At 70.3% G+C, this 24,170-nt stretch carries 24 protein-coding genes; 10 read left to right on the top strand and 14 right to left on the bottom strand.

Features of this window, described 5'->3' with window-relative positions; all coding sequences use genetic code 11:
• The first annotated feature begins 11 nt into the window (after positions 1-11).
• On the top strand, positions 12-428 hold the full coding sequence (locus tag ACO2RJ_RS09455) for a response regulator (RefSeq protein WP_423267741.1): 417 nt from the start codon (positions 12-14) through the stop codon (positions 426-428).
• Positions 429-618: 190 nt separating this feature from the next.
• Here ACO2RJ_RS09455 and ctrA read toward each other — a convergent pair whose 3' ends face one another.
• Positions 619-1,320 carry a response regulator transcription factor CtrA gene (gene ctrA / locus ACO2RJ_RS09450; protein WP_423267740.1) on the bottom strand — a complete coding sequence of 234 codons (702 nt, stop codon included), beginning with the start codon at positions 1,318-1,320 and terminating at the stop codon, positions 619-621.
• Positions 1,321-1,685: 365 nt separating this feature from the next.
• Here ctrA and fliI point away from each other — a divergent pair, with 365 nt between their 5' ends.
• Positions 1,686-3,020, top strand: a complete 1,335-nt coding sequence (fliI, locus tag ACO2RJ_RS09445) for a flagellar protein export ATPase FliI (protein ID WP_423267739.1) — start codon at positions 1,686-1,688, stop codon at positions 3,018-3,020.
• A 24-nt stretch (positions 3,021-3,044) separates the two neighbouring features.
• Entirely contained in the window at positions 3,045-3,464 is a 420-nt protein-coding gene (fliJ, locus tag ACO2RJ_RS09440; RefSeq protein WP_423268948.1) for a flagellar export protein FliJ, read from the top strand.
• 64 nt (positions 3,465-3,528) lie between these two features.
• Here fliJ and ACO2RJ_RS09435 read toward each other — a convergent pair whose 3' ends face one another.
• Both ACO2RJ_RS09435 and ACO2RJ_RS09430 read right to left on the bottom strand, forming a co-directional pair.
• Positions 3,529-4,704 carry a transglycosylase SLT domain-containing protein gene (locus ACO2RJ_RS09435; RefSeq protein WP_423267738.1) on the bottom strand — a complete coding sequence of 392 codons (1,176 nt, stop codon included), beginning with the start codon at positions 4,702-4,704 and terminating at the stop codon, positions 3,529-3,531.
• Between the two features lie 221 nt (positions 4,705-4,925).
• Complete coding sequence (locus tag ACO2RJ_RS09430; protein ID WP_423267737.1) at positions 4,926-5,870, bottom strand: LysR substrate-binding domain-containing protein; 945 nt, start codon at positions 5,868-5,870, stop codon at positions 4,926-4,928.
• A gap of 103 nt (positions 5,871-5,973) precedes the next feature.
• Between ACO2RJ_RS09430 and ACO2RJ_RS09425 the strand changes: the two genes are divergently transcribed.
• Positions 5,974-6,363: a hypothetical protein gene (locus tag ACO2RJ_RS09425; protein ID WP_423267736.1), complete on the top strand. Its 390-nt coding sequence runs from the start codon at positions 5,974-5,976 to the stop codon at positions 6,361-6,363.
• A 46-nt stretch (positions 6,364-6,409) separates the two neighbouring features.
• Here the strand turns inward: ACO2RJ_RS09425 and ACO2RJ_RS09420 are convergent, their stop codons facing one another.
• On the bottom strand, positions 6,410-7,195 hold the full coding sequence (locus tag ACO2RJ_RS09420; RefSeq protein WP_423267735.1) for a helix-turn-helix transcriptional regulator: 786 nt from the start codon (positions 7,193-7,195) through the stop codon (positions 6,410-6,412).
• 49 nt (positions 7,196-7,244) lie between these two features.
• Here ACO2RJ_RS09420 and ACO2RJ_RS09415 point away from each other — a divergent pair, with 49 nt between their 5' ends.
• Both ACO2RJ_RS09415 and ACO2RJ_RS09410 read left to right on the top strand, forming a co-directional pair.
• Positions 7,245-8,252, top strand: coding sequence for an MBL fold metallo-hydrolase (locus ACO2RJ_RS09415; protein WP_423267734.1), 1,008 nt, complete (start codon positions 7,245-7,247; stop codon positions 8,250-8,252).
• Between the two features lie 50 nt (positions 8,253-8,302).
• Entirely contained in the window at positions 8,303-8,998 is a 696-nt protein-coding gene (locus ACO2RJ_RS09410) for a YoaK family protein (protein ID WP_423267733.1), read from the top strand.
• A 7-nt stretch (positions 8,999-9,005) separates the two neighbouring features.
• Here ACO2RJ_RS09410 and flhA read toward each other — a convergent pair whose 3' ends face one another.
• Both flhA and ACO2RJ_RS09400 read right to left on the bottom strand, forming a co-directional pair.
• Positions 9,006-11,153: a flagellar biosynthesis protein FlhA gene (gene flhA, locus ACO2RJ_RS09405; RefSeq protein ID WP_423267732.1), complete on the bottom strand. Its 2,148-nt coding sequence runs from the start codon at positions 11,151-11,153 to the stop codon at positions 9,006-9,008.
• Positions 11,154-11,276: 123 nt separating this feature from the next.
• The gene (locus ACO2RJ_RS09400) at positions 11,277-11,912 is read right to left on the bottom strand and encodes a DUF1345 domain-containing protein (protein WP_423267731.1); all 636 of its coding nucleotides are present in this window, start codon (positions 11,910-11,912) and stop codon (positions 11,277-11,279) included.
• Between the two features lie 309 nt (positions 11,913-12,221).
• Here ACO2RJ_RS09400 and ACO2RJ_RS09395 point away from each other — a divergent pair, with 309 nt between their 5' ends.
• Together ACO2RJ_RS09395 and ACO2RJ_RS09390 are read left to right on the top strand one after the other, a co-directional pair.
• On the top strand, positions 12,222-13,475 hold the full coding sequence (locus ACO2RJ_RS09395; RefSeq protein ID WP_423267730.1) for a hypothetical protein: 1,254 nt from the start codon (positions 12,222-12,224) through the stop codon (positions 13,473-13,475).
• 176 nt (positions 13,476-13,651) lie between these two features.
• Positions 13,652-14,905, top strand: a complete 1,254-nt coding sequence (locus ACO2RJ_RS09390; RefSeq protein WP_423267729.1) for a diguanylate cyclase — start codon at positions 13,652-13,654, stop codon at positions 14,903-14,905.
• A gap of 13 nt (positions 14,906-14,918) precedes the next feature.
• Here the strand turns inward: ACO2RJ_RS09390 and ACO2RJ_RS09385 are convergent, their stop codons facing one another.
• From ACO2RJ_RS09385 to ACO2RJ_RS09350, 8 genes are all read right to left on the bottom strand, one after another.
• Positions 14,919-15,692: a hypothetical protein gene (locus tag ACO2RJ_RS09385; RefSeq protein ID WP_423267728.1), complete on the bottom strand. Its 774-nt coding sequence runs from the start codon at positions 15,690-15,692 to the stop codon at positions 14,919-14,921.
• Positions 15,693-15,872: 180 nt separating this feature from the next.
• Positions 15,873-16,061 (bottom strand): hypothetical protein, encoded by a 189-nt coding sequence (locus tag ACO2RJ_RS09380; RefSeq protein WP_423267727.1) that lies wholly within the window; start codon positions 16,059-16,061, stop codon positions 15,873-15,875.
• Positions 16,062-16,072: 11 nt separating this feature from the next.
• On the bottom strand, positions 16,073-17,434 hold the full coding sequence (locus tag ACO2RJ_RS09375; RefSeq protein WP_423267726.1) for a sigma-54-dependent transcriptional regulator: 1,362 nt from the start codon (positions 17,432-17,434) through the stop codon (positions 16,073-16,075).
• Between the two features lie 22 nt (positions 17,435-17,456).
• Positions 17,457-17,819, bottom strand: a complete 363-nt coding sequence (gene fliN, locus ACO2RJ_RS09370) for a flagellar motor switch protein FliN (protein ID WP_423267725.1) — start codon at positions 17,817-17,819, stop codon at positions 17,457-17,459.
• Positions 17,816-18,475: a hypothetical protein gene (locus ACO2RJ_RS09365; protein ID WP_423267724.1), complete on the bottom strand. Its 660-nt coding sequence runs from the start codon at positions 18,473-18,475 to the stop codon at positions 17,816-17,818. Before ACO2RJ_RS09365 ends, fliN begins: the two co-directional genes overlap by 4 nt.
• The gene (gene fliG, locus ACO2RJ_RS09360) at positions 18,465-19,508 is read right to left on the bottom strand and encodes a flagellar motor switch protein FliG (protein ID WP_423267723.1); all 1,044 of its coding nucleotides are present in this window, start codon (positions 19,506-19,508) and stop codon (positions 18,465-18,467) included. The genes ACO2RJ_RS09365 and fliG overlap by 11 nt, the downstream gene beginning before the upstream one ends.
• A gap of 4 nt (positions 19,509-19,512) precedes the next feature.
• Complete coding sequence (gene fliF, locus ACO2RJ_RS09355; RefSeq protein ID WP_423267722.1) at positions 19,513-21,195, bottom strand: flagellar basal-body MS-ring/collar protein FliF; 1,683 nt, start codon at positions 21,193-21,195, stop codon at positions 19,513-19,515.
• Positions 21,196-21,356: 161 nt separating this feature from the next.
• A complete protein-coding gene (locus tag ACO2RJ_RS09350) occupies positions 21,357-21,632 on the bottom strand; it encodes a DUF1153 domain-containing protein (RefSeq protein ID WP_423267721.1) in 276 nt (91 codons plus the stop codon).
• Positions 21,633-21,927: 295 nt separating this feature from the next.
• On the opposite strand from ACO2RJ_RS09350, the gene ACO2RJ_RS09345 reads away from it, so the two are divergent.
• Complete coding sequence (locus ACO2RJ_RS09345; RefSeq protein ID WP_423267720.1) at positions 21,928-23,349, top strand: flagellar hook-length control protein FliK; 1,422 nt, start codon at positions 21,928-21,930, stop codon at positions 23,347-23,349.
• Between the two features lie 17 nt (positions 23,350-23,366).
• Positions 23,367-24,041 carry a flagellar hook assembly protein FlgD gene (locus tag ACO2RJ_RS09340; protein WP_423267719.1) on the top strand — a complete coding sequence of 225 codons (675 nt, stop codon included), beginning with the start codon at positions 23,367-23,369 and terminating at the stop codon, positions 24,039-24,041.
• Positions 24,042-24,170: the final 129 nt, after the last annotated feature.

Genomic DNA, 24,170 nt, shown 5'->3' with positions numbered 1-24,170 from the left:
TTGAGGGCGCCATGAAGCACTGCCTCGTCGTCGACGATTCGAGCGTCATCCGGAAGGTCGCGCGCCGCATCCTGGAAGGCAGCGATCTGCGGATCTCCGAGGCGGAGAACGGCCAGACGGCGATCGAGCTCTGCCGCCAGGCGATGCCGGACGGAATCCTGCTCGACTGGAGCATGCCGGTGATGGACGGCTACGATTTCCTCGTCGAGCTGCGCTCGCTGCCGGGCGGCGACGCGCCGAAGGTCGTGTTCCTCACGACGGAGAACGACGTCGCGGGCCTCGCGCGCGCGATGCGCGCCGGAGCCGACGAATATGCGATGAAGCCGTTCGATCGCGAGGCGATCCTCGCGAAGTTCGCGCATGTCGGGCTGCTGTCGAGCCCGAACCCGAATGGGGCCGCCGCGAAGACGCCGCCGAGCGCGGCCTGAACCGCCTGTCGCGGCCGCGCGCCGATCCGAACGCGCTTTCGAGCGGGTCAGGGGGCGCGGGCGGCCCGGCGGCCGGACCTCCGGCTTTCGCATCATCCGAGCCGATCGCGCCCGCGCCGGCTTTCGCAAACAGAAAGCCCCGCGACGGGGCGCGGGGCTCTGGGACGTCTTCGACGGACAGCGCGCCGTGTCAGGCGACGGCGACCCGCTCGTCTTCGTTGGGCTCGCGCAGCACGTAGCCGCGGCCCCACACGGTCTCGATGTAATTCTTGCCGTTGGTGGCGTTGGCGAGCTTCTTGCGGAGCTTGCAGATGAAGACGTCGATGATCTTCAGTTCCGGCTCGTCCATGCCGCCATAGAGATGGTTGAGGAACATCTCCTTGGTGAGCGTCGAGCCCTTCCGCAGGCTCAGAAGCTCAAGCATCTGGTACTCCTTGCCCGTCAGATGCACCCGGGCGCCGCCGACCTCGACGGTCTTGGTGTCGAGATTGACGATCAGGTCGCCGGTGGTGATGACGGACTGGGCGTGGCCCTTCGAGCGACGGACGATGGCGTGGATGCGGGCGACCAACTCGTCCTTGTGGAACGGCTTGGTCATGTAGTCGTCGGAGCCGGCGCCGAGGCCGCGCACCTTGTCCTCGATCCCGGCGAGGCCGGAGAGGATCAGGATCGGAGTCTTGATCTTGGCGAGCCTGAGGGCCCGGAGAACCTCGTAACCGGACATGTCCGGCAGATTCAGGTCGAGGAGGATGATGTCGTAGTCATAGAGCTTGCCGAGGTCGATGCCCTCTTCGCCCAGCTCAGTGGTGTAAACGTTGAAGCTCTCCGACTTCAGCATCAATTCGATGCTCTGAGCCGTAGATCTGTCGTCTTCTATAAGAAGAACGCGCATGCGAATCCTCCACCGATGCCCGCGTGACCTGCCCTGGCGTCGCCGGGCGGTACGGTGAACCGATCGTTTCCAGTCCGATTCAAGCTTAACGGCGAAAGGTTAACAGAGTGTGATTCGCCGGTGCAAGCTCGAAGTCCGAAGCGCTCAAATTCGACCTAAGCATCTTCAAAACATGGCTTTTTCGAAAAAGAGGCGGCTCAACTCAAGTCTTAAGAATTTGAGCTAACCGATTCTGCGGACTCAACGTTTCGAAAGCCCGCCACGGTTTCCGCCCCCTTAAGGGTCGAGGCCATTTTTAGGCGCTCCGGTAAACGAAAGGTTACGCTGCGGACTCAAAGCCACCCTGATTCGACGGAAAGCTCCGAATGAGCCTGCTGCGAGGCCTGCGGGAGACGATCGCGGCGACGCCGGATCGGGAAGTGTTCGGCCGCGTCGTCGGCGTCCGGGGCCTTCTCGTCGAGGTCGCCGGGCCGCTCGGCGCGATGGCCATCGGGGGCCGCGTCGTCGTCGAAGGGGCGGGCGGCCGTCCGACGCCCTGCGAAGTCGTCGGCTTCCAGGGCGAACGGGCCTTGCTGATGCCCTTCGGGGCCCTCGAGGGCGTGCGCCGCGGCTGCCGCGCGATCGTCGGCTCCGCGGAGCCCGGCGTGCGCCCCTCCCGCGCCTGGCTCGGACGCGTGGTCGACGCGATGGGCGCGCCGATCGACGGCAAGGGGCCGCTCAAGGACGGACCGCTGGTCTATCCCTATCGCGGCGCCCCGCCGCCGGCCCACGCCCGCCGGCGGGTCGGCGCCCCGCTCGATCTCGGCGTGCGGGCGCTCAACACCTTCCTCACCTGCTGCCGCGGCCAGCGCATGGGCATCTTCGCCGGGTCCGGCGTCGGCAAGTCGGTGCTGCTCGCCATGCTCGCGCGCAACACCGCCTGCGGCGTCGCCGTCATCGGCCTCATCGGCGAGCGCGGCCGCGAGGTGCAGGAGTTCCTGCAGGACGATCTCGGCGAAGCCGGCCTGTCGCGCTCGGTCGTCGTGGTGGCGACGTCCGACGAGCCGGCGCTGAAACGCCGCCAGGCGGCCTATCTCACGCTCGCGCTCGCGGAGTATTTCCGAGACGAGGGCGACGACGTGCTCTGCATGATGGACTCGGTCACGCGCTTTGCGATGGCGCAGCGCGAGATCGGGCTGTCGACCGGCGAGCCGCCGACCGCGAAGGGCTATACGCCGACCGTGTTCGCGGAGCTGCCGCGCCTGCTCGAGCGGGCGGGTCCCGGCGTGGCGGAGGGGACGGTGACCGGCGTGTTCACCGTCCTCGTCGACGGCGACGACCACAATGAGCCGGTCGCCGACGCCGTGCGCGGCATTCTCGACGGCCATGTCGTGATGGAGCGCGCGATCGCCGAGCGCGGGCGCTATCCCGCGATCAACATTCTGAAGTCGGTGTCGCGCACCATGCCGAAGGCGACGCCGGAAGCCGAGCGCGAGGTGATTCAGAAGGCCAAGCGCGCGATGGCGACCTACGCCGACATGGAGGAGTTGATCCGCCTCGGCGCCTATCGGCCGGGATCGAGCCCCGAGGTCGACGAGGCGATCGCGCTGAACGGGCCGTTCGAGCGTTTTCTCGGCCAGGGTAAGGAAGAAGCAACGCGTCTGAGCGAAGGCTATGCGCAGTTGCGTTCGATCTTAGGCGTTCCGGAAACCGGCCGCTAACCCGCGTGTGCTTCCATGTCCGACATGAAATCGCGAGACACCCTGCTGCGCCTCAAGCGCTTCCACGTCGACGAAAAACGTCGGCAGGTCGTCCAGATCGAGACGATGATCGCCGAGTTCGAGCGCATGGCGGGCGATCTCGACCGCGAAATCCTGCAGGAGCAGGAGAAGGCGGGCATCCACGACATCGCGCATTACGCCTACCCGACCTACGCCAAGGCGGCCATGACGCGGCGGGACAACCTCAAGCGCTCGGCGGACGAGCTCGCGGGCCAGCTGACCGACGCGCAGGACGCGCTGGCCGAGGCCTTCGAGGAGCTGAAGAAGATCGAGTTGCTTGAAGAGCGCGACGTCGCCCGCGAACGCGTCGCGGAGGCGGCTCGCGACCAAAGCGAGATGGACCGCATCGGTCTCGCGGGCACGGGCGAGATGCGCGCGGGTTGACGCCGGCTTCGCTTATGTGAATCGTCCGAACCGCCCGGATCGCTCCGGGCGGTTTTTCGTTGCGTCAGCGCGGACCGGCGCGCAGGCCGAAACCTGCGCCGCCGCGCGGCTTCGGCATCGGCGGCGCGGACTGCGGCTCGGCGAAGGCGAGTTCCGGCGCCGCGGGCGCGGCCGCCGTCGGACGGACGGGCTCGCGCGGCTTCTGCGGCGCGGCGAGAATGGGTCCCGCGCCGGCGAGCACGGGCTGGGTCGTGGCGGAGATCACCCGCTGCCTCGGCGCGGCCACGGCGTCCCGGACGGGCGGGGTCGGCACGGGCAGGTTCGCGGCGAGCGCCGTTGCGGGCCGCGGGCCTGGGCCGACGGGCGCCGCGCGCGTGGGCGGAAGCGGCGGAACGGGACCGGCGGCCGAGGCGATGACGGGCGCGGCGTCCGGGGCGATCGTGCGGCGCTGGAGCGAAGCGGTGGTCGTCGGCTCGGGCTTCGTGGACGCCAGAGCGACGTCGCGGACCGGCGGCACGGGAACGGCGGGGCTCGCTGCGGCGAGAACTGGAGCTGCGGCCTGCGGCTCCGCGGGCCGGGGCGTCGGAACCGGGAGCGCCGGCGCGACGGGCGCGGCCGCGGCGATCACGACCGGCGCGGGGCCGCGGGCGGGCGGAAGCGGGACGGCGGCGACGCTCGTCCTGGCCGCCTGCGGCGCGGCGGGCGAGCCGACCGAGGTCTGCGGGAAATCGGAGAAGGCGAGCTGCGTGCGCGCGTCGGGCGAGCCGGGCGCGGGGGCCGGCGGCGGCGCGGTCAGCTTGCCGTCGCGGCCCATGCCGATTTGGGCCAGCATCCCGCGGCGCTTGGCGTCGTAATAGTAGCCGCTGGCGTAGAGGCGCACCGCGCGCTCGTGATTGCCGCCCGCGACCTTGTAGGCGCCGGCGAGATAGCGCACGCCGTAAGTGAGGTTGACGTCGGCGTCGAGCAGGCCGCCGGCTGGGCCCTGATAGCCCATCGAACGGGCCGTCGCCGGCATGATCTGCATCATGCCGTAATAGTTGCGATGGCGCGCCGTCGGCCGATAGCGGCTCTCGCGCATGATGACGCGATGAATGAGGCTCGCAGGAACGCCGGTCGCTCGGGAGTGCTTGGCGACCAGCGCCTGATACTCCGCAGGCACCTGCGCCGCCTGGTCGTCGGCCGCGAAAGCCAGTTGCGCGCAGCCGATCGCCGCTGCGATCCCGATCGCCGTAGCCTTCAAATCCCCGTCCCCACGCCGCTTACGCAAGCGCCTTTCTTGGGCCGCAAATGCGGCTGAAGCGTGACTCGCCCGATTTGGGACGCATTCCCACCACGCCCGCAAGTCGGTCGAAAAATCCTAGCCCCGACCGGAGTGCGGGGACGTGAAGTCCAGGAGGCGCTTTAAATCCTGCTGCCCCGCCTCGGGTCGGGCTATGGGCGGCGAAAGCGCGACGATCCGACTCAGGCGGGGGTCCAGCGCGGCGCCGGCTCGCTGTCGACCAGGCGGCGGATCGTCTCGCGGAGCCAGCGATGAGCGGGATCGGCGTCGTAGGACGAGTGCCACAGCATCGAGATCGTGACGTCCGGAAGCTCGATGGGCGCGGGGCTGACGGCGAGGCCGAGCGCGTCGGCGAAGAACAGCGCGACGTTCGCATGCATCGTGGCGATCACCGGCGCCTGCCGCACGACGAAGGGCGCCGCCGTGAAGCGCGGAGAGGTGAGGGCGATGACGCGCGTCTTCCCGATCTTGGCGAGCGCGTCGTCAACCACGCCATGGGCGCTCTCGACCAGGCTCGTCAGCACGTGAGGCAGCCGAACATAGTCGTCGAGCGAGATCGGCGGCGCGACCCCGACCAGATCGGGATTGAAGACGCAGAGATAGCTCTCGCGGTGCAGGGCGCGCCGCTTGTGATGCGTCTGGCCCTCCTCGAAGATTCCGATGCCGAGATCGACGCGGTCGGCGTCGAGATCCTGCAGGATGCGGTAGCGGTCCACATTGCGCAGCAACAGGTGAATCCCCGGCGCGGTGCGCTGCAACTGCGCGACGAGGCGCGGCATCAGCAGCACTTCGGAGCTGTCGGGCATGCCGAGCGTGAAGGTGCGTTCCGCGCGTTCGGGGTCGAAGGCCGCGGGCGGCGCGACCAGTGCCTCAATGCGCGCCAGCGCCTCGCGCACCGGCTCGATCAGCGCGAGCGCCCGCGGGGTCGGCAACATGCCTTTCGGGCCGCGGGTCAGTAGCTCGTCGTTGAAGGCGAGGCGGAGGCGCCCGAGCGCATGACTCATCGCGGACTGTCCCAGCCCGATCCGGGCCGCGGCCCGCGTGACGGTCGGTTCGCTCATCAGCGCGTCGAAGGCGACGAGCAGATTGAGGTCCAGTTTGCCAAGATTAGCGTGGTCGATAGCCATTATGCATACAATCGGTTTGATTCATGACGAAGGGATAAGCACATTCACCTCCAAGAGCGAGGGGAATTCGATCTCCCGCCATCACTCCTTGGGGACATGAACCATGTCGAACCGTATCGTCGCGGCCACCGTCGCCGCTCTTCTCAGCCTGACCTCGACCGCCGTCTTCGCGGCGGAGCCCACCCCCGCCGGCGCCTATTACGGCGCGGGCACGGTCGGCGCGATGTTCGTCGAGACCGCCGGCCTCGCCGTCAGCGGCGGCGACGTCGCCCGTCAGGGCGGCGCGGCGACCGCCGCAACCGTGCGCTGGACCCAGGGTCCGACCGCGACCTCCGAGGGGGCCTATTACGGCGCCGGCGCCATCGGCGCGATGTTCCGCGAAACCGCCGGCCTCGCCACGAATGGCGGCGACGTCGGCCGCCAGGGCGGCGGCGCGACGGCCTCTACCGTCCGCTGGGCGGTCGAGGCTCCGGCCATCCAGCCGGGCACGTAAAAGGCGAAATCCGCCGCGCCGGTCCGTCCGGCGCGGCGTTTTCGTTTCAACGCCTGACGTCGGTCAGGCTGCGCGACGCCGGCGCGCCGAAGGTGCGTCGGAAATCATGGGCGAAATGGGCCTGGTCCGCGAAGCCCGCGAGATGGGCGGCGCCGGTGAAGTTTTCGCCGGCGACGATCGCCTCGATCGCGCGCCGCATGCGCGTCCAGGCGCGGTAGCGCCGGAACGGGACGCCGACCTCCGCCGTGAAGAGATGCTGCAGCCGCGAGGGCGACAGTCCCGCCACGCCCGCCACCGCGTCCAGCGACGGCGCATCGTCTCCCGCATCCTCCAGCGCCCGAACGGCGCGCGCCACCCGCGGGTCGATCGCGCGTCGGGCCCGGGCGGTCGCAAATCCCAGCATGTCATCGAGCGCTTCGCCGGCCCAGCCATGGCTCGCGGGGTCCTCGTAGAGCTCGCGGGCGAGCGAGCGGACGGCGGATCGGCCGACGAGCGCGCCGTCGATCTCCTCGGCGTCCCGCATCAGGGGCGCGAACGCCTCGGCGCCTGCCGCGCTCGGCTCCAGATAGAGCACGAGGATCGGCTCTCCGCCGACCTGAAGCTCGTGGAGCGCGCCGGCCGGCGCCATCGCCGCCTCACAGGAGAGCCAGGGCCCGTCGCCGAGCCTGAGGCCGAACGGTCCGCCGAGGCTCGACAGAAACACAGGCGCGCCGTGCTGATGGCTGGCGTTGTGGTCGAGCGGCCCGACGAACAGGGTCCGGGCGGCGTCGAGCCGCCACAGCGGCCGCGGCGGCGCAGCGGGTTCGTACAAGCGCGGCGCAGGCTCGCTCATTAGCGTCGTCTCCCCGCGCCTGTTTCGGCGCTTGCCGGAGACGCTAGCGATGTTCGAGCCCAAGGTCATCCTCACCCGACGCGGCGCTTTGGCCTGCGGCTCCGCGGCGCTGCTGGCGCCTGCGATCCTGCGCGGCGTTTCGGCGCCCGCCGAGGCCGCCGCGTCCATGCTCGGGCCCGCCGATCCCGTCTTCCGAAGGTTCAAGCTCGGCGCGTTCGAGATCACCGTGGTCTCGGATTGCGCGGCGATGGTCGACGGCCCCTGGCCGATCGTCGGCGAGGACCGGCCGAAGGAGGAGGTCGAGCAGCTGATGCGCGACAGCCTGCTGCCGCCCAGCCGGTTCCAGCCGGGCTTCAGCCCGATCGTCGTCAACACCGGCGCCGAGATCGTGCTGGTCGACACCGGCAACGGCGCCGAGGGCTTCGTGCCCCGTCCCGCCGGCGGGCGCCTCGTCGAAAATCTCAGGATCGCCGGGTTCGCTCCCGAACAGATCGACGTCGTCGCGCTCACGCATTGCCATGTCGACCACATCGGCGGCGTGATGGAGGCTGGAAAGCCGGTGTTTCCGAACGCGCGCTACGCCGTCGGCGCGATCGAATACGACTTCTGGAAGAACAGCGACCGGCTCAAGGCGGCCGAGGGCGGAAACGAGCTCAAATCCGCGAAGCTGTTCGTCAAGACGATGCCGCCGCTCGCCGATCGCACGACGTTTCTCAAAGCTGGCGAGGAGGTCGTGCCGGGCGTCACGGCGGTCGCGGCCTACGGGCACACGCCGGGCCATCTCGCCTACCACCTCGAAAGCGCGGGCCGGCGGCTGTTCGCCTGGGGCGACTGCGCCCATCACGAGGTCGCCTCGCTCGCCCATCCCGAATGGAGCGCGCTGTTCGACCAGGACAAGGAGCAGGGCAAGGCGACCCGGCGACGCGTCTACGACATGGCGGCGACCGAGCGGCTGCCGGTGCTCGGCTATCACACCTCGTTTCCGTCGCTCGGCTTCGTGGAGCGGTCGGGGACCGGGTTCCGCTGGCTGCCCGTCACCTACCAGCTCGTGGAATAGGCGCGTCGCGTCGCATTGACGGGCGACGGAGGGCCGGGCCCAATCCGGCGATGAAGGCCGTTCTGATCATCCTGCTCAGCCTGACCGCGGGCTATGTCGACGCCGCGGGCTTCCTCGCTTTGCACGGGCTGTTCACGACGCACGTCACCGGCAATTTCGTGACGCTCGGCGGCGCGATCGCCTTCGGGACCACCGGCGCGCTCGCCAAGCTTCTGGCGCTGCCGCTGTTCTGCGTCGTCATCCTCGCCGCCCGGCTCGTCGGCATCGCGCTCGACCGGCGCGGCTGGCCGGCGCTGCGCATCATGTTCGCGCTGCAGGCGGCGCTGCTGTCGCTGGGCGCTGGTTTCGCGGCGAAGTTCGGGCCGTTCCCGGACGGCGACGCCTGGCCGGCGCTCGCGACCGGCGGCGCGCTGGTCTCCGCCATGGCGATACAGAACGCCATCCACCGCGTGCGGCTGACGAGCCTTCCGCCTTCGACCGTGATGACGGGCGCCACCACCCAGGCGATGGTCGATATCGCCGATCTGATGCGCGGGATCGGGCCGGAGAAGCGCGCCGCCGCGAAGAAGCGGCTGGGGCCCGCGCTGATCAGCATCGCCGCCTTCGCGGTCGGCTGCGGCGCCGGCGCGCTGGCCTACACCATGTTCCGCGACCTCTGCTTCGTTGCGGCGCCCGTCACGGTGATCGCGGCGCTCGTGGTCGAGGCGACCTCGAAAAGCGCGACGGCTCAGCCCGCGACGGCGTGATTCGACGTCACACGCTGCCCACCGTCTTCAGCCGCGCGCGGGGATGGACCTCGTTCTGCGACATCACGGGGGTCTGGCTGCGGAAGCGCTCGACGATCGAGCGCACGAAGGGTCGGGCGGCGGCGGAGGTCAGCAGCACCGGTTGCTCGCCGAGCTTCGCCGCCTCCTCGAAGCGGTCGCGCACGGTCGCGATGAACTCGTGGAGCTTGGAGGGCGCCATGGCGAGGCTCTTCTCGTCGCCCTGGCCGACGATCGATTCCGCGAAGGCCTGCTCCCAGGCCGGCGACAGCGCGACCAGCGGCACGTAGCCGCCCATCGCCTGATGCTGCGCGCAGAGCTGTCGCGACAGCCGGGCGCGGACCTGTTCGACGATCTGGGCCGGCGCGCGGGTGTAGGCGACGGCCTCCGCGACGCCTTCGAGGATCGTCGAGAGGTCGCGGATCGACACGCGTTCGGCGAGCAGCAACTGGAGCACCCGCTGCAGCGCCGTGGTCGAGATCTGGCTCGGGATGATCTCCTCGACGAGCTTCTGCTGCTCCTTCGGCAGCTCCTTTAGGAGCTTCGTCACCTCGGCGTAGGACAAGAGGTCCGGCATGTTCGCCTTGACGATCTCGCTCAAATGCGTCGAGAGCACGGTGGTGGCGTCGACCACGGTGTAGCCGCGGATGTTCGCCTCCTCGCGGAGCGAGGGGTCGACCCAGGTCGCGGGCAGGCCGAAGGTCGGCTCGACGGTGTGGATGCCCGGCAGGCCGACCTGGCCGCCGGTCGGATCCATCACCATGAACTGGGCGGGGTAGACCGACCCCGCGCCGCCGTCGACCTCCCTGACCTTCACGACGTAGCCGTTCGGCGGCAGCTGCAGATTGTCGACGAGGCGAACCTGCGGCATCAGGAAGCCCATCTCGCCGGCCATGGTGCGCCTCAGCGCCTTGATCTGCTCGGTCAGCTTGTCCGGTCCGGAGGAGGCGTCGACCAGCGGCAGCAGCGCGTAGCCGAGCTCGATCTTGACGTCGTCCATCTTGAGGGCGGACGCGATGGGCTCTTCCGCGGGAGCCGAGCCGGTCGCTTCGCCGACGGCTCTCGCGACGCGTTCGGCGTCGGCGAGGCGGTGCTGCTTTTCGGCCCGGAAGGCGAGCCAGCCGGCCCCGCCGGCGAGCCCCAGGAACGGGATCAGCGGAATGCCCGGCAGCAGCGCCATGACGGCCATGACGGCGGCCGCGAGGCCGAGCGCCTTGGGATAGCCGGAGAGCTGCCGGACGAGCGCCCGGTCGGCGGAGCCCGAGACGCCGGCCTTCGACACCAGCATGCCGGCCGCGGTCGAGACGATCAGCGCCGGAATCTGGCTGACGAGGCCGTCGCCGACCGACAGCAGCGTGTAGGAATGCGCGGCCTCCGAGAAGCTCAGGCCGTTCTGGGCGATGCCGATGATCATGCCGCCGATCACGTTGGCGAACACGATCAGCAGGCCGGCGATGGCGTCGCCGCGCACGAATTTCGAGGCGCCGTCCATCGCGCCGAAGAAGGTGCTCTCGTCCTCGAGCTCCTTGCGGCGGAGCTTGGCGGTCCGCTCGTCGATCAGGCCGGCGGAGAGGTCGGCGTCGATCGCCATCTGCTTGCCGGGCATCGCGTCGAGCGTGAACCGGGCCGCGACCTCCGCGATGCGGCCGGAGCCCTTGGTGATCACGACGAAATTCACGATCACCAGTATCGCGAACACGATGATCCCGATGACGAAATTGCCGCCCATCACGAAGTTGCCGAAGGCCTCGATGACGTGGCCGGCGGCGTCCGTGCCCTCGTGCCCGTTGGCGAGGATCAGGCGGGTGGAGGCGAGGTTGAGCGACAACCGCAGCATCGTCGCGACCAGCAGAACGGTCGGAAACGCCGAGAACTCGAGCGGCTTCTCGATGAACAAAGCCGTCATCAGGATCAGCACGGACAGGATGATCGAGACCGCGAGCAGCAGGTCGAGCAGGAACGCCGGCAGCGGGACGATCAGCACGCACAGGATGACGAGGACGCCGAGCGCGAGGCCCATGTCGCCGCGGCGCACGGTGTCCCAGGCGCGCCGCAGCGCGTCGGCGACCTGCGCGCCGCCCGAAGGCCCGCCCGCCATGGGGGCGCGCGCCTGTCCGGCCACCGTCACGTCCGACATTCCACGCCTCGCGATCTGCGACCAGAACCCGGCAGAAATTGCCGGGGGCATGGTTAGCGCGGAGTTAACGGCGCTTGGCTCCGGCGCAAACGCCGCACACTTCGCGGATCCCTGCGGCGAGCGTCACCCTCCGCCCATCAGGCTGGAGGCCAGCCCGACGCTGATTGCGATGATGACGGTGTTGAAAAAGAACGACGCGACGCCGTGGACGAGGGTGAGCCGCCGCATGGCGGCGGACCTCGTCTCCACGTCCGAGGTCTGGAAGGTCATGCCGATGGTGAAGGCGTAATAAGCGAAGTCGAGGAAGTCGGGGTCCGCCTCGCCGGGAAAGTCGAGGCCGGGCCTGTCGGGACCGTCGGCGTAGCAGCGGTGGGCGTAATGCGCCGCGAACACCGTGTGGAGCAGAAGGAAGGAGGCGATGATGGTGACGGCGGCGAGCGCCAGCACCGCTCCGCTCGGCGTCTCCCTGATCATCGCGAAGATCGCGGTGAAGCTGACGCCGACGGCCAGCGTGAACAGCAGGGTCAGCGCCGCACGTCCGTCGTCCTCCTCCGCCGACCAGGTCTTGAGCACGTCGGGAGAGACCGGGCTGAGACGCAGCCACAGCCAGGCGGCGTAACCGAGCGCGCCGACGTCCCAGCCGATCGCGGCCGCGACCTCGGGCGGAGCGACCAGCCCGGCGACGAGGCCGGCCGCGAGGCCGAGCGCGACCGTCGCCCCGATCCGCGCCGCATGACCCTTCCAGCCGATCGCCGCCATATCCGCGCTCCTGACGCGGAGATCATGGCGCATGAGGTCGCGACGGGGAGGGGCAGGGGGAGGCGGACAGCGCCGCGCGCCGCCGCTGGCCCCGGGCGCCGCCATGTTTGGATCCATGAGGCGATGAGCCGGCTGTTGGCGCCGGTCTACCAATCGGACCGCCGCGTACTACCCTCGCCATAAGATCGGCTGCCTTTGCCGCTGGCGGTAGAACGGCCGCTATTAAGCGTTGCATAAGAATGACGCGTCCCGCAGCATGACGCTGGCGCGTCTCGCCGTCGCAAGGCGAGGGGCATGGGCGGAGGGTCGATGGGCCGGGCGTCTCCCACGCGGTGGATCGCGGCGTTCGCGCTGTGCGCCGGGGCGCTCGCCGTCGGCGTCGCCGGCTGGCGCGGGGCCGCGGCGGAAACCCCGCCGTCCGTTTACGCCAGCGCGGAGATCGAGCGCGTCGTGCGCGACGCCTGCGCGGCCCGCGCGCCCTTCGTGGTGCTCGACACCTTCGCCATGCTGCGGCCGGGCGACGTCGACCATTTCTCTCCGGCCCCCGACGCCGAAGCGCCGCTCCGCCCCGGCCATGGCGACGTCGTGGCGGCGATCGCCTCCGTGCACCATGACGAGGTGATCGCCTATCAGATCGACCCGCGGTTCACCGCGCGCACGCTCGCCGCCGATTTTCGCCGCCTCGCCGACGACGTCGAAGGCGGGCGGATCGCGAAGCCCGCCGCGGTGGTGAGCTCCATCGTGCTGCCGGTCGACCTCGGCGACGTCAACCGCCTGATGGAGGAGGGCGACCCGATCGCGCCCGGCGATCTCGCCCGCCGGCGCGGCGAGGCGCTGCGGCTGGTCGCCGCCGGCGACGACCGGAACCCTTACGCCGCGATCGACCGGCAACTCGCGCGGCTGAGGCGCGCCGGCGTCCCGGTGTTCGTCGCCGCCGGCAACACCGGGCCGGACACCCAGTTCAACGTCCTCGCTTTGTCCGACGGCGTGTTCGCAGTCGGCGCGCTCGACCGCGACGGCGCCCCCGCGCCCTATGTCAGCCTTCCGGAATTCGTGTCGATCTGGAGCCCCGGCCGGGTCGTGATCGGCGAGACGGCGGACGGGCTGAGCGTGAGCGGGGGCCGCGGCGTGGAGCTGAAGGGGGCGGCGCTTCCCGAGCAGCGCGCCACCCTCGCGGCCTTTGTCGGCCAGCCGGCGGAGCGGCTGGTGCGGGAGATCCCGCGCGAGGCGGGCTATCTGCCGGCGGCGGCCTCTTCGCCGTCGTCGCTCCGGCAGCGCTATGTCCGGCGCCTGCTGACCCCCGGCCTCTACCGGACCGAGGAGTTGATGCGCGCCTACGGCTATCCCGCGGGCTCCGGCAACTTCATCCGTTCGGTCGCGGAAGGGCCGTTCATGCACTACCCCTCCGACACGATCTTCACCGTCGACGTGGACGGCCGGCTCGCCTTCGACCCGCGCGGCGACCGCTCGGAGGGACAACTGCGGCTGGAGGACGCCACCTCCTTCGCCGCGCCGAACATCTGCGCTAACCCCGGTCGCGACGCGCGGCGGGCGGCGCTCTGAGTTCCGGATCGTCCGCCATCCCGCGGCGTCCTGAGACGGGCGGAAGCGGCCCGCCGGCGCGTCCCTTGCAGCTTTAGGTCGCCTTGCTGGCCGCGAGAATCGGGTGATATGGCGAGGCGCGCCGGCGCGCTTCGGGGCGCGAGCCGGCTCTTACCGAGTTAAGGCGTGAGACCTTCATGACCGGCGTCGCGCTTCTCGCTCTCCAGGCGGTCGTCTATTTCAGCGCGATGGCGGCGCTGCTGCGCGCCCGGCGCGCCTACGGCGTCGGGCTGTTCGTATGCGCGCTCGGGGTGATGCACTTCCTCGAGACCTATCTCGCGGCGGTGTTCTTCATCGAGCTTCCCTTCGGCCTGCTGTCGCCGGGCTCGACCGTGCTGTTCTCCGGCAAGCTGATGATGTTCCTGCTGCTCTACATCCGCGAGGACGCGGAGATCGTGCGGCAGCCGATCTACGGTCTCTTCATCGGAAACCTGCTGCTCGTCGTCCTCGCGCTGATCCTGCGGCTGCACACCAACGTCGTGCAGATCGCCGGCGACAGCCCGAATCTCGGCTTCGTCGATCAGATGGGCCTCTTGATGGTGTGGGGCACGCTGCTGCTGTTCGTCGACTGCATCGCGCTGATCCTGATCTACGAGAAGCTGTCGCGCGTCTTCCGTCGCAACGTGTTCGCCGCAGCCTTCTTCGGCTCGGCGGTGGTGCTGACCTTCGATCAGCTCGCCTTCTTCCCCGTTCTGCACTGGCTGACCGGCACGCCGCTGTCGGCGCTGACCGGAGGCTGGGTCGCGAAGATCGGCGCGGCCGCCCTCTACAGCGTGCTGATCGGGGTCTATCTCCGGGTCGTCGAGCCGCTCGACAGGCTGCCGGGGACGCGCGCGCTCGCCGACGTCTTCTCCGCGCTGACCTACCGGAACCGCTACGAGGACCTGCTGAGAACGTCTCTCACCGACGAGGTGACGGGCGTGCGCAACCGCAACGCCTTCGAGCAGGTGTGCCGAGAATGGGCGGCGCGAAGCTCGCCCGACGCCCGGCCGGTGACGATCGCGATGGCCGACATCGATCATTTCAAGACGATCAATGACGAGCTCGGCCACGCCGCGGGCGACCGCATCCTGAAGGCCGTCGGCGGCGCGCTCGAGGCGCAGGTGCGCAGCGGGGACATGGTGTTCCGCTACGGCGGCGAGGAGTTCGCCGTGCTGTTCAAAGGCCTTTCGCACCCGGAAGCGCTGGAGATCGCCGAGCGCATCCGTCGGGCGGTGACGCGGGAGATCGAGCCGGTGGCGGGGCGGCCGGTGACGGTCAGCGTCGGCGTGGCGAGCTCGCAATTCGGCGCCGGCGACCTGCGCGGGCTGGTGGTCAAGGCCGACAAGCGCCTCTACGAAGCCAAGCGCCTCGGCCGCGACCGCGTCGTGGGGGACGGCGCGCCGGCGTGAGGCGCTTGTGTCGTCAGCGCATCGCCGCAGACGTCGGAAATTGGTCGTCAGGCGAACTGGTCGGGACGGGGGAAAAGCGGCTGAACGTCATTTCGAACGTCGCTCTTGCCTTGCTGAGGGCGGCGAGGGTGTTCCCGTAGCCCAGCATGGTGGAGAGCGGAACGGCCGCTTTGATCTCCGACATCCGTCCCGCGGCTGCCATCGCCCACCCGTCGTCCGCGCGGTCGGCGACCAAATCCTTGCACCTTCGTCTCCTAAGGTCGCTGACGATCGCCTGGGAGACGTCTTCAGGCGCCGTCACCGTTACGGCCATGACCGGTTCGAGCAGCGTGGAGCCCGCGTCGATCAATGCCTGTCTCATTGCGTCGACCGTCGCCCTGAAGACAACGGCCGACGACGAGTCGATCGGATGAAAAGCAAGGTCGTGGAGCGTCACGCGAATGTCGGTCACCGGAAATCCGGCGCACACGCCGGCTTCGAGGCAACGGAACACCGCGCTCCCGATCGAGGGGACATAGCGCAACACCGCTCGCTCCATGGCGATGTTCGAGACAAACTCGCTGCGGCTCGCCGGTTCGACGGAAAGTCGGACGCGGGCGAAATCTCCCCCGCCGGCCTCGGCCTCATACGTCCGGTCGCCGAAGCCAAGACGCTGGACCGTTTCCCGGTAAGCGATCTGGGGCTCGCCTACGGAGATCTTCACGGTCGCCTTGAGCTCGCTGACGACTTCGTCAAGCGCCTGTTCGCTCGGTCCGCCGATCACGATCCCTCCGTCGGCGACCAGCACGACGGTCGTCTCGGAGAAACGACGCATAGCGGCTTTCAGCCCGACGAAGTCCTCCGGGCGTCGCGGCTCGACAGCCACCTCGACCAGCACGAGCGGATGATGCAGAGCCATAAGGACTAACTCTCGGTGAGCCGCTCCACGCCTCTCGTGCCGCCGTGAAATCTCTCGATGGACGTGGCTTCAGCGCAGAAGCGGATCGAGCGCGGGCATGGGGTAGCGGAGATCGCGCCAGGTGATCGCAGCGTCCGGGGCGAGCGGGCTCCGGCCCGCGTCGGGGCGGCCCGCCGCGGTCTTGGCGCGCCGTTCGAGATACGCCGCGGCCCCCGCCAGCGCCCGCCGGTAGTCCACGATCTTGGGGTCGGCTTGCATCCGTCGCGCCCTCACGCCGCCGCCACGCCGCCCATCGGGGGCGGGATCGCGAAGCCTTCGTCGTCGTACTGGTTGAGCTTGTTCCGCAGCGTGCGGATCGAGATGCCGAGGATGTTGGCGGCGTGGGTGCGGTTGCCGCGGACATGGCCGAGCGTGTCGATGATGAGCTCGCGCTCGACCTCAGAGACGGTGCGGCCGACGAAGCTGCGCGTCACGTTTTCCGCAGCCTCGAGAGCGCGGTTCGCAGGGCCCCGCGCGCCGACGTCGAGCGGCGCGCCGTCGGGCGTGCGGATGGCCTCTACCCCGATCTCCGGCCCGACGGCGAGCAGTACCGCGCGGTGGATCGTGTTCTCGAGTTCGCGGACGTTGCCGGGAAAGCGGCCGCGGGCGAGCTCGGCGCGCGCCTCGAGGGAGAGCGGACGCACGGGCAGGCCGTTCGCCTGCGCGTATTTCCGCGCGAAATGGGCGGAGAGCTCGGCGATGTCGGCCGGCCGGTCGCGTAAGGGGGGGACCTTCAGGTTCACGACGTTGAGCCGGTAGAGCAGGTCCTCGCGGAACGTCCCCTTGCGCACCTCCTCGGCGAGGCTGCGGTTCGAGGTGGCGATCACGCGGATGTCGACCGGCACGGGCTTCGCGCCGCCGACGCGGTCGATCACCCGCTCCTGAAGCGCGCGCAGCAGCTTGGCCTGCAGCCGCACGTCCATCTCGGAGATCTCGTCGAGCAGCAGCGTGCCGCCGGAGGCCTCCTCGAACTTGCCGATGCGTCGGTTGGTGGCTCCGGTGAACGAGCCCTTCTCGTGGCCGAACAGCTCGCTTTCGAGCAGCTGTTCCGGGATCGCCGCGCAGTTCACCGACACGAAAGCGTGTTTCGCGCGCGGCGACTTCAGGTGGACGTGGCGGGCGAGCAGCTCCTTGCCGGAGCCGCTCTCGCCGGTGATCAGCACGCTCGCCGAGGAGGCCGCGATCTGGGTCGCAAGCTGGATCAGCGAGATCATCGAGGGATCGCGGAACACGAGGTCGCGCGCGTCGTCGGCGACCGCCGCCAGCACCGCCGCGATCAGCTCGGGATCGGGCGGGAGCGGGATGTACTCCTTGGCGCCCGCGCGGATGGCCTCGACGGCGGCGCGGGCGTCGTTGTCGACGCCGCAAGCGACGACGGGAATGTGGAAGCGGTCGGCCTCGAGCCCCGCCACCAACTCGCGGACGTCGAGCGCGACGTCGATCATGATCAGGTCGGCGCCGCGCCCGGCGCGCAGCGTTCTCAGCGCCTCGGCGACGGTCTCGGCGTGGATGACGGCGGCCCCGCGGTCCATGGCGATGCGGGTCGCGGCGGTCAGTTGGCCTTTCAGGCGGCCGACGATGGTGAGGCGCATGAGGGCTCTCCTCTCTCTCGGCTCAAGCCCGGTCGGGCTTGATGATTTCGGTCATGGTGACGCCGAGCTTGTCCTCGACGAGCACCACCTCGCCGCGGGCGACGAGCCGGTCGTTGACGTAGATGTCGATCGCTTCGCCGACCTTGCGGTCGAGCTCGATGATCGCGCCGGGCTTCAGCCGCATGAGCTGCTGCACCTCGACGCTGGCGCGCCCCAGCACCGCGGAGACCGCGACGGGGACGTCGAACACCGCCTCGAGGTCGGAGGCGACGCGCGGCTCGCCGTCGGCGGGGGCGGGCCTGCCGTGCTCGACCAAAGCGAGGTCGGCCTCGGCGTCGAGTTCGGGCAACGGCATGGAGCCGCCGCGGGTCTTGTCGGCGCTCATGGGGTCGTTCCTTCATCGGACGCTTTCGCGTCGCCAGGGCCGAGGTGACGGGCGAGGGCGGAGCGGATCGCGCGCTCGACGGCTGCGGCGTCGCGCACCACGCCGCCGTCGGCCCATTCGAGCCGGGCGTCGCCTTCCGCGACCTCGGGATCCCCGAGGACGATCAGGCGGCCCGCGAAGCCCCGGATCTGGGCGATAGCGGTGAGCTCGGAGCGGGTCGCTTCGACGAAATCGGGCGCCACGCGAACCGCGACATGCGGCGCCTGGCGCAGCTCGTCGAAACAGGCCTGGGCGGCCGCCTCGATCTCGGCGAGGGGAAAGCGCGCGACGGCGGCGCCCGAGAGCTTGCTCGCAAGCTCGACCGCAAGCCTGATCGCGTCGCGCTCGATCGCCTGCGCCCGCGCCTCCGCGGCGGCCACGGTCTCGGCGAGCCGGGCGCCGAGCGTCTCGACGGCGGCGATGAGCCGCGCGGCGTCGGCCTCGCGGGCGGCGCGCCGCCCGTCGGCTTCGCCGCGGCGATAGCCGGACGCCTCGGCGTCGGCGAGCGCGGCCTCATGGTCGGCGAGCGCCACCAGGCTCGGCCCGGTCGGCGCCGCCGGTCTAGGGGCGGAGAAGTCATCTTCGAACAGGAAGCGGACGGGGCGGCTAGTAGACAAGCTCGTCGTCCCCCTTCGACTTGGAGATCGTGATCTGCCCCTTCGAGGCGAGATCCTTGGCGAGGTTGACGAGCGCGGCCTGCGCCTCGTCGACGTCCTTCAACCGGACGGGGCCCATCGCCTCGATGTCGTCCATCAGCATCTTCGAGGCGCGGCCCGACATGTTGGACGTGACGAACTCCTTCATCGCCTGCGTCGCGCCCTTGAGGGCGACGGTCAGCTTGTCGCGCGGAGCGTCGCGCAGGAGGGTCTGGATGCCGGCCGAGTCGAGCTTGCCCAGATCGTCGAAGGTGAACATCAGCTGCTTGATGCGGTCGGCGCTGTCCTTCGACGCGGTCTCCAACCGGGCGAGGAATCGGGCCTCGGTCTGGCGGTCGAAGGAGTTGAAGATCTCCGCCATCTGCTCGTGCGGCTCGCGGCGCGAGGTCTGCGACAGCGACGCCATCAGCTCCGAGCGCAGCGTCTGCTCCACGCGCTCGAGGATCTCCTTCTGCACGGGCTCCATCGAGAGCATGCGCCGCACGACGTCGAGCGCGAACTCCTCCGGCAGGATCGCGAGCACGCGGGCGGCCTGCTCCGCTCTGACGCGGCTCAGCACCACCGCGACCGTCTGCGGGTACTCGTTCTTGAGGTAGTTCGCGAGCACCGCCTCCTGCACGTTGGAGAGCTTCTCCCACATGTTGCGGCCGGCGGGCCCGCGGATCTCCTCCATGATGAGGCCGACTCTTTCCTTCGGCAGGAACTGCTTGAGCAGGCGCTCGGTGGACTCGACGTTGCCGATCAGCGCGCCGGTCGAGGACATGCGGGACACGAAATCCACCAGCAGGTCGTCGACGGCGGCGGGCTCGACGGGGCCGAGCGAGGCCATGGCCCCCGACAGGTCGCGGATCTCGTCGTCCTCGAGCAGCTTCCAGACCGGCGCGCCATGCGTCTCGCCGAGCGCGAGCATCAGCGCCGCCGCGCGCTCGACGCCGGAGAGCCTGCGGTTCGCGACGGAGCGAAGTCCGGAGAGGGCGAGAGCCTGCGGAGCCATGGGTTTACGCCGGCTCCTGCAGCCACTGACGGATGATGGCCGCGCTCTCGGCCGGGTTGTTCCGGACGAGTTCTCCGATGCGCTCGACGGATTCGGCCTTCACCTTGCTCGCGATCTCGGCGCCGGCGAGCCGCCGGGCGTTAGTCTCCGCCTCGCCCATGCCGATCGGCGTCAGATCGCCGCCCTGCGGGCCCTGGAGCGAGGGCGAGGCCGCGACCTGCGCGGCGTAGGCTGCGATCTGTTCGGGCGTGGCGTCGGGTCCGGGCGCTGCGGGAAGCGCCGCCGTCGACGCCCTTCCGCCCTCCGGCGCGAGCGCCTTGCGGAGCAGCGGCCGGACGACGAACAGCAGCACCAGGATCGCGAGCAGCGTCAGCACGGCGAGCTCCGCGGCGCGCATCATGTCGGCCCGGTCGAGACCGAGGAAACCCTCCGCGACCGGGTCGGCGGAGCCTGCGCCGGGCAGGTCGGCGAAGCGCAGATTGACGATCTCGACGGCGTCGCCGCGGGCGGCGTCGAAGCCGACGCCCGCGCGCACCAGCGCGCCGATGCGGTCGAGTTCGTCCTGCGGCCGGGGCGCATAGGAGACGTCGCCGTTCGCGGCCCGGCTGTAGACGCCGTCGACGAGCACCGCGACCGACAGCCGCTTCACCCGGCCGCCGTCCTGCGTCTCGGTGCGGGTCGTGCGGGAGATCTCGTAGTTGACGACCTCCTCGGACTTGTTCGAGGCGTCCTTGGCCTGCTGGCCCTGCGCCGCGGGCGGGGCGGCGTTCGGCAGCTGGTTTGCGACGCTGACCGACTGCTCGGCGGGCTCGGAAGTCTGAGCGCTTTCTTCGCGGGTCTGGGTCGAGCGCACGACCCGGCTGTCGGGGTCGAAGCTGTCGGAGGTCAGGGTCGACTTGGTGCGGTCGATCTCGGCGCGGACCTCGACGCGGGCGCGGTCGGAGCCGACGACGCGGCCGACGATCGCCTCGACCCGGTCGCGGAGCCGCTTCTCGAGCGCGGCGACGCGCTCGTCGGCGCCGGCGCCGCCGGCCTCTTCGGTTCCCGCGCCGTCCGCGAGCAGGCGTCCGCCCTCGTCGACCAGCGACACCTTTTCAGGCTTCAGCCCCTGGACGGCGGAGGCGGCGAGATGACGGATCGCGCGAATCTCGCCGGGATCGAGCTCGCCGCGGGCGCGGATGACGATCGAGGCGGAGGGCTGCGGCGCGTCGCGGGTGAACAGCGGGCGCTCGGGGATGACGAGATGCACGCGGGCGGACGCCACCCGGTCGAGCGAGCCGATCGAGCGGGCGAGTTCGCCTTCCAGCGCCCGCAGGTGGTTGACGTTTTGCACGAAGCTGGTGGCGGAGAAGCCGTCGCCCTTGTCGAAGATCTCCCAGCCGACCGAACCGCCCGCAGGCAGCCGCTTCTCGGCGAGCGCCATGCGGAGCTTCGCGACCTGCTCCTTCGGCACGAGGATTCCGGCGCCGTCGCCGCGCAGCTCATACGCGACGTTCTGTTGCTCGAGCTCCCGCACGACGGCCGCGGAATCCTGCAGCGACAGGTCGGAGAACAGCGGGACCATCTGCGGCGCGGTGAAGCGCATGATCGTGAAGGCGAAGAAGCCGACAAGCGCGAGCGTCACGACGCCCATCGCGGCGACGCGGCCTGCTCCGAACGATCTCAGAAACTGTCCCAAGCCTGACACCGACCATCCCCGACATGGGGCGCGTCTCGCAAAACGCGCCGCCCGGCAAGAATTGCCCGGCGCATGGTAAACGACGCGTTAACCCGCCGATGGGCCGGCCCGGAAACGACGGCGCCGGCCACGAGGGGCCGGCGCGCAACGATCGGTTAACCTTGTGGGCGTCAGGCCCGATACTGTTGGATCCGCGTGGTGCGCAGCCCCGCAAGGCCATGCCGGTCGATCGAGGCCTGCCACGACAGGAATTCCTCGACCGTGAGCGTGTAGCGCTGGCAGGCCTCCTCCAGGCTGAGCAGACCGCCGCGGACGGCGGCGACGACCTCGGCCTTGCGGCGGATGACCCACCGCTTCGTGTCGGTCGGCGGCAAATCCGCGACGGTCAGCGGGCTACCGTCCGGACCGATCACGTATTTGGTTCGTCCGCGATGCATTTCGACCATCGATACTCTCACACGCGTCTGACCCGTTCTCCGCTGACGTTACGTCCCTCCATTTAACATTTGCCTAAGCGGAATAGAGGTGTTTAAGGGTGTTTCAAAGGTTAAGAGGAAGTAATTCTGGAGCTAACAATTTAGAAACTTAAGTTAATCTTTTACCGGGCGCCTGGGCGGCAGAAACTGCCCCGCCGGGCAGAAACGGCCGGGCCGACGGAGGCTAAGGGCGTTCATTTTCTCGGCGTCAGCCGTGGCATGGCGCTTGCTGCCCGGGTCCCGTGTCCCGCGTCCCGAGCGTCCCATGGCCCTCGCTTCCCTCAGCCCGTCGTTAAGCCTTGCCGGTCCCAGCCCGGGCGCCGGCGCGCGCGCCGCGGACGGAGCGCCGGGCTTTCAGGACCTGCTGTCGCTCGCCGAAACGAAGAGCGAGCTAGGCGACGACGAGGTCGCCCGGTCCGACGCCGGCGACCCGGTCGCCGCCTCCGGCGCCGTTTTGCAGACGGGGGCGGGCCTGGCGGCGTTCCTGTCGCTTGCGCCGTCGCCGCCTGCGCCCGTCGAGAGCGCCGCCGGATCGGCTGCGACCGACGTCGGCGGCGCGGCGGGCGAGGCCCCGCGGCCCACGCCTCTCGCCGCAGAGCCGGGCCTGACCGCCGCGGGCGCCCTCGACGGAATTGGCGAGGCCGGTGGCGCGCAGCCGGCTGTCAAGGCCGCCGCGTCCCCGGCAGCCCCGGCGACTCTCCCGGGCGCCGCGCCGGGCGCCGCGCCGACCGCGCTCCCCGCGGGCGTCACCGGCCTCATCGGCGCCGTCGACGGCTCGCCCGCTGCGGCTCCGATCGCCTCCGCGGAACGCTCCGCCGGCGGCGTCGCGCCGTTCGCACGCCCAGCCGGTGCGCCGGCAGCCAAGCCCGAAGGAGACGACGTCGCGCCGGCTCCGGACGCCGCGGCGTCGGCCACGGGAGACGAAAGCGAGACCGGGGACGCACCGGCCCAGAAGACGATCGCGGACGCCAGGATCGCCGCGCCCGGGCCCCTTTCGTCTGCGGCGCCGCAGCCGGCGGCCGTCGACGCCCAGGCCGCGATCGCGACGTCGGGGGCCGCCCATGCCGCGGCCAGAGCGGTCGCGCCGGGAGAGTCGGAAGGGGCGCAGGTCGACGCGGCGGACGCCGCGGGCGGCGCCGGCGATCCGACGTCCTCGGCCGGGATCGACGCCAAGCCGGCGTCCGCCGCCGACGCTGCGGCGCCTGCGCGCGGAGAGCCGTCTCCGGGTGCAACTGCGCGGGCCGCCCCGGCCCCGTCCTCACCTGTGCAGGCGCACGTCGCCGCCTCCGCGGTCGCGGCCGTCGCTGCGGCGGTGACCGCCGGCGCCGTCTCCCGGCGAACGCGGTTCGAGGTCCGGCTCGACCCCGGCGAGCTCGGCCGCGTCGACGTCCGGCTCGACATCGCTCATGACGGCAAGCTCGCGACCCGGCTGATCGTCGACCGGCCCGAGACGCTCGATCTGTTGAAGCAGGACGCCCGCGAGCTCACGCGAACGCTCGAGAACGCCGGCTTCCAGCTCGGCCAGGGCGGTCTGTCGCTCCAGCTCCGCGACGGGGGCCGCGGCGCCTGGCCCCTGCCTGACGCGACGCCCGGCTCCCCCCCGGCTCAGGTCGAATCCGAAACCCAGACGCCCGTCTATGTCCGACCGTCGCCCATGCGGGCCGGCGGCGTCGACGTCACGGCTTGAGAAGGACAGGAACGGTCATGGCGGTCGACGGCATTGCAACCACGGGCGCTGCGGCGACGGACGCGTCGTCGTCCACGCGCACCACGCTCGCCTCGAATTTCGACACCTTCCTCTCGCTGCTGACGACGCAGCTGAGGAACCAGAACCCGCTCGACCCGCTCGACACCAACCAGTTCACCCAGCAGCTGGTGCAGTTCGCGGGCGTCGAGCAGCAGCTTAAGACCAACGACACGCTGACTGCGCTGCTCGCCGCCAACAACACCGCGCAGGCCGGCGCCGCGCTCGGCCTCGTCGGGCGCGAGATCACGGCCGACGGCGACACCGCGCTGCTCGACGACGGCAAGGCTTCGTGGAAGCTGACCTCGCCCAAGGACGGCGTCACCGGCACGGTGACGATCCGCGACGCCAACGGCGCGGTCGTCTTCACCAAGGCCGCCGAGTTCGCCTATGGCGACCAGGAGTTCGCCTGGGACGGCCGCAAGACCGACGGCTCCCGCGCGGCCGAAGGGCTTTATTCGATCGCGGTCGACGCCAAGGACGTCGCCGGCAACGCGGCGGCGGTGACCTCGGAGGTGAAGGGCGTCGTGGACGGCGTTGATCTCTCAACCGGCGAGGCGGTTCTGCTGCTGGGCGAACTCCGAATCCCGCTCGGCTCGCTGAAGTCGGTGCGCGCGGCCGCCGCCAGCAGCTGATCCGGCGCGGAACCCGTCCAAGGGGGCGCGCCGCTTCTTATCCCTGCTCCGCGCCTGCGGCGCGAGCGGAGGCCGCCGCGCTCCATCCTCCTCGCGATCACTGCCGTCGGCTGGGCGCTCGCGTCCCCC

Source organism: Hansschlegelia sp. KR7-227, from assembly GCF_049446035.1.
In the GTDB taxonomy this organism is placed as follows: domain Bacteria; phylum Pseudomonadota; class Alphaproteobacteria; order Rhizobiales; family Methylopilaceae; genus Methylopila.
This window is presented reverse-complemented; position numbering and strand designations above follow the sequence as displayed.

Bases quoted from the DNA above. Each gene is read 5' to 3' on its own strand.
- ACO2RJ_RS09455 (WP_423267741.1), top strand. From the start codon at position 12: ATGAAGCACTGCCTCGTCGTCGACGATTCGAGCGTCATCCGGAAGGTC.
- ctrA (WP_423267740.1), bottom strand. From the start codon at position 1,320: ATGCGCGTTCTTCTTATAGAAGACGACAGATCTACGGCTCAGAGCATC.
- fliI (WP_423267739.1), top strand. From the start codon at position 1,686: ATGAGCCTGCTGCGAGGCCTGCGGGAGACGATCGCGGCGACGCCGGAT.
- fliJ (WP_423268948.1), top strand. From the start codon at position 3,045: ATGAAATCGCGAGACACCCTGCTGCGCCTCAAGCGCTTCCACGTCGAC.
- ACO2RJ_RS09430 (WP_423267737.1), bottom strand. From the start codon at position 5,870: ATGGCTATCGACCACGCTAATCTTGGCAAACTGGACCTCAATCTGCTC.
- ACO2RJ_RS09425 (WP_423267736.1), top strand. From the start codon at position 5,974: ATGTCGAACCGTATCGTCGCGGCCACCGTCGCCGCTCTTCTCAGCCTG.
- ACO2RJ_RS09420 (WP_423267735.1), bottom strand. From the start codon at position 7,195: ATGAGCGAGCCTGCGCCGCGCTTGTACGAACCCGCTGCGCCGCCGCGG.
- ACO2RJ_RS09415 (WP_423267734.1), top strand. From the start codon at position 7,245: ATGTTCGAGCCCAAGGTCATCCTCACCCGACGCGGCGCTTTGGCCTGC.
- ACO2RJ_RS09410 (WP_423267733.1), top strand. From the start codon at position 8,303: ATGAAGGCCGTTCTGATCATCCTGCTCAGCCTGACCGCGGGCTATGTC.
- flhA (WP_423267732.1), bottom strand. From the start codon at position 11,153: ATGTCGGACGTGACGGTGGCCGGACAGGCGCGCGCCCCCATGGCGGGC.
- ACO2RJ_RS09400 (WP_423267731.1), bottom strand. From the start codon at position 11,912: ATGGCGGCGATCGGCTGGAAGGGTCATGCGGCGCGGATCGGGGCGACG.
- ACO2RJ_RS09395 (WP_423267730.1), top strand. From the start codon at position 12,222: ATGGGCCGGGCGTCTCCCACGCGGTGGATCGCGGCGTTCGCGCTGTGC.
- ACO2RJ_RS09390 (WP_423267729.1), top strand. From the start codon at position 13,652: ATGACCGGCGTCGCGCTTCTCGCTCTCCAGGCGGTCGTCTATTTCAGC.
- ACO2RJ_RS09380 (WP_423267727.1), bottom strand. From the start codon at position 16,061: ATGCAAGCCGACCCCAAGATCGTGGACTACCGGCGGGCGCTGGCGGGG.
- ACO2RJ_RS09375 (WP_423267726.1), bottom strand. From the start codon at position 17,434: ATGCGCCTCACCATCGTCGGCCGCCTGAAAGGCCAACTGACCGCCGCG.
- fliN (WP_423267725.1), bottom strand. From the start codon at position 17,819: ATGAGCGCCGACAAGACCCGCGGCGGCTCCATGCCGTTGCCCGAACTC.
- fliG (WP_423267723.1), bottom strand. From the start codon at position 19,508: ATGGCTCCGCAGGCTCTCGCCCTCTCCGGACTTCGCTCCGTCGCGAAC.
- ACO2RJ_RS09350 (WP_423267721.1), bottom strand. From the start codon at position 21,632: ATGGTCGAAATGCATCGCGGACGAACCAAATACGTGATCGGTCCGGAC.
- ACO2RJ_RS09345 (WP_423267720.1), top strand. From the start codon at position 21,928: ATGGCCCTCGCTTCCCTCAGCCCGTCGTTAAGCCTTGCCGGTCCCAGC.
- ACO2RJ_RS09340 (WP_423267719.1), top strand. From the start codon at position 23,367: ATGGCGGTCGACGGCATTGCAACCACGGGCGCTGCGGCGACGGACGCG.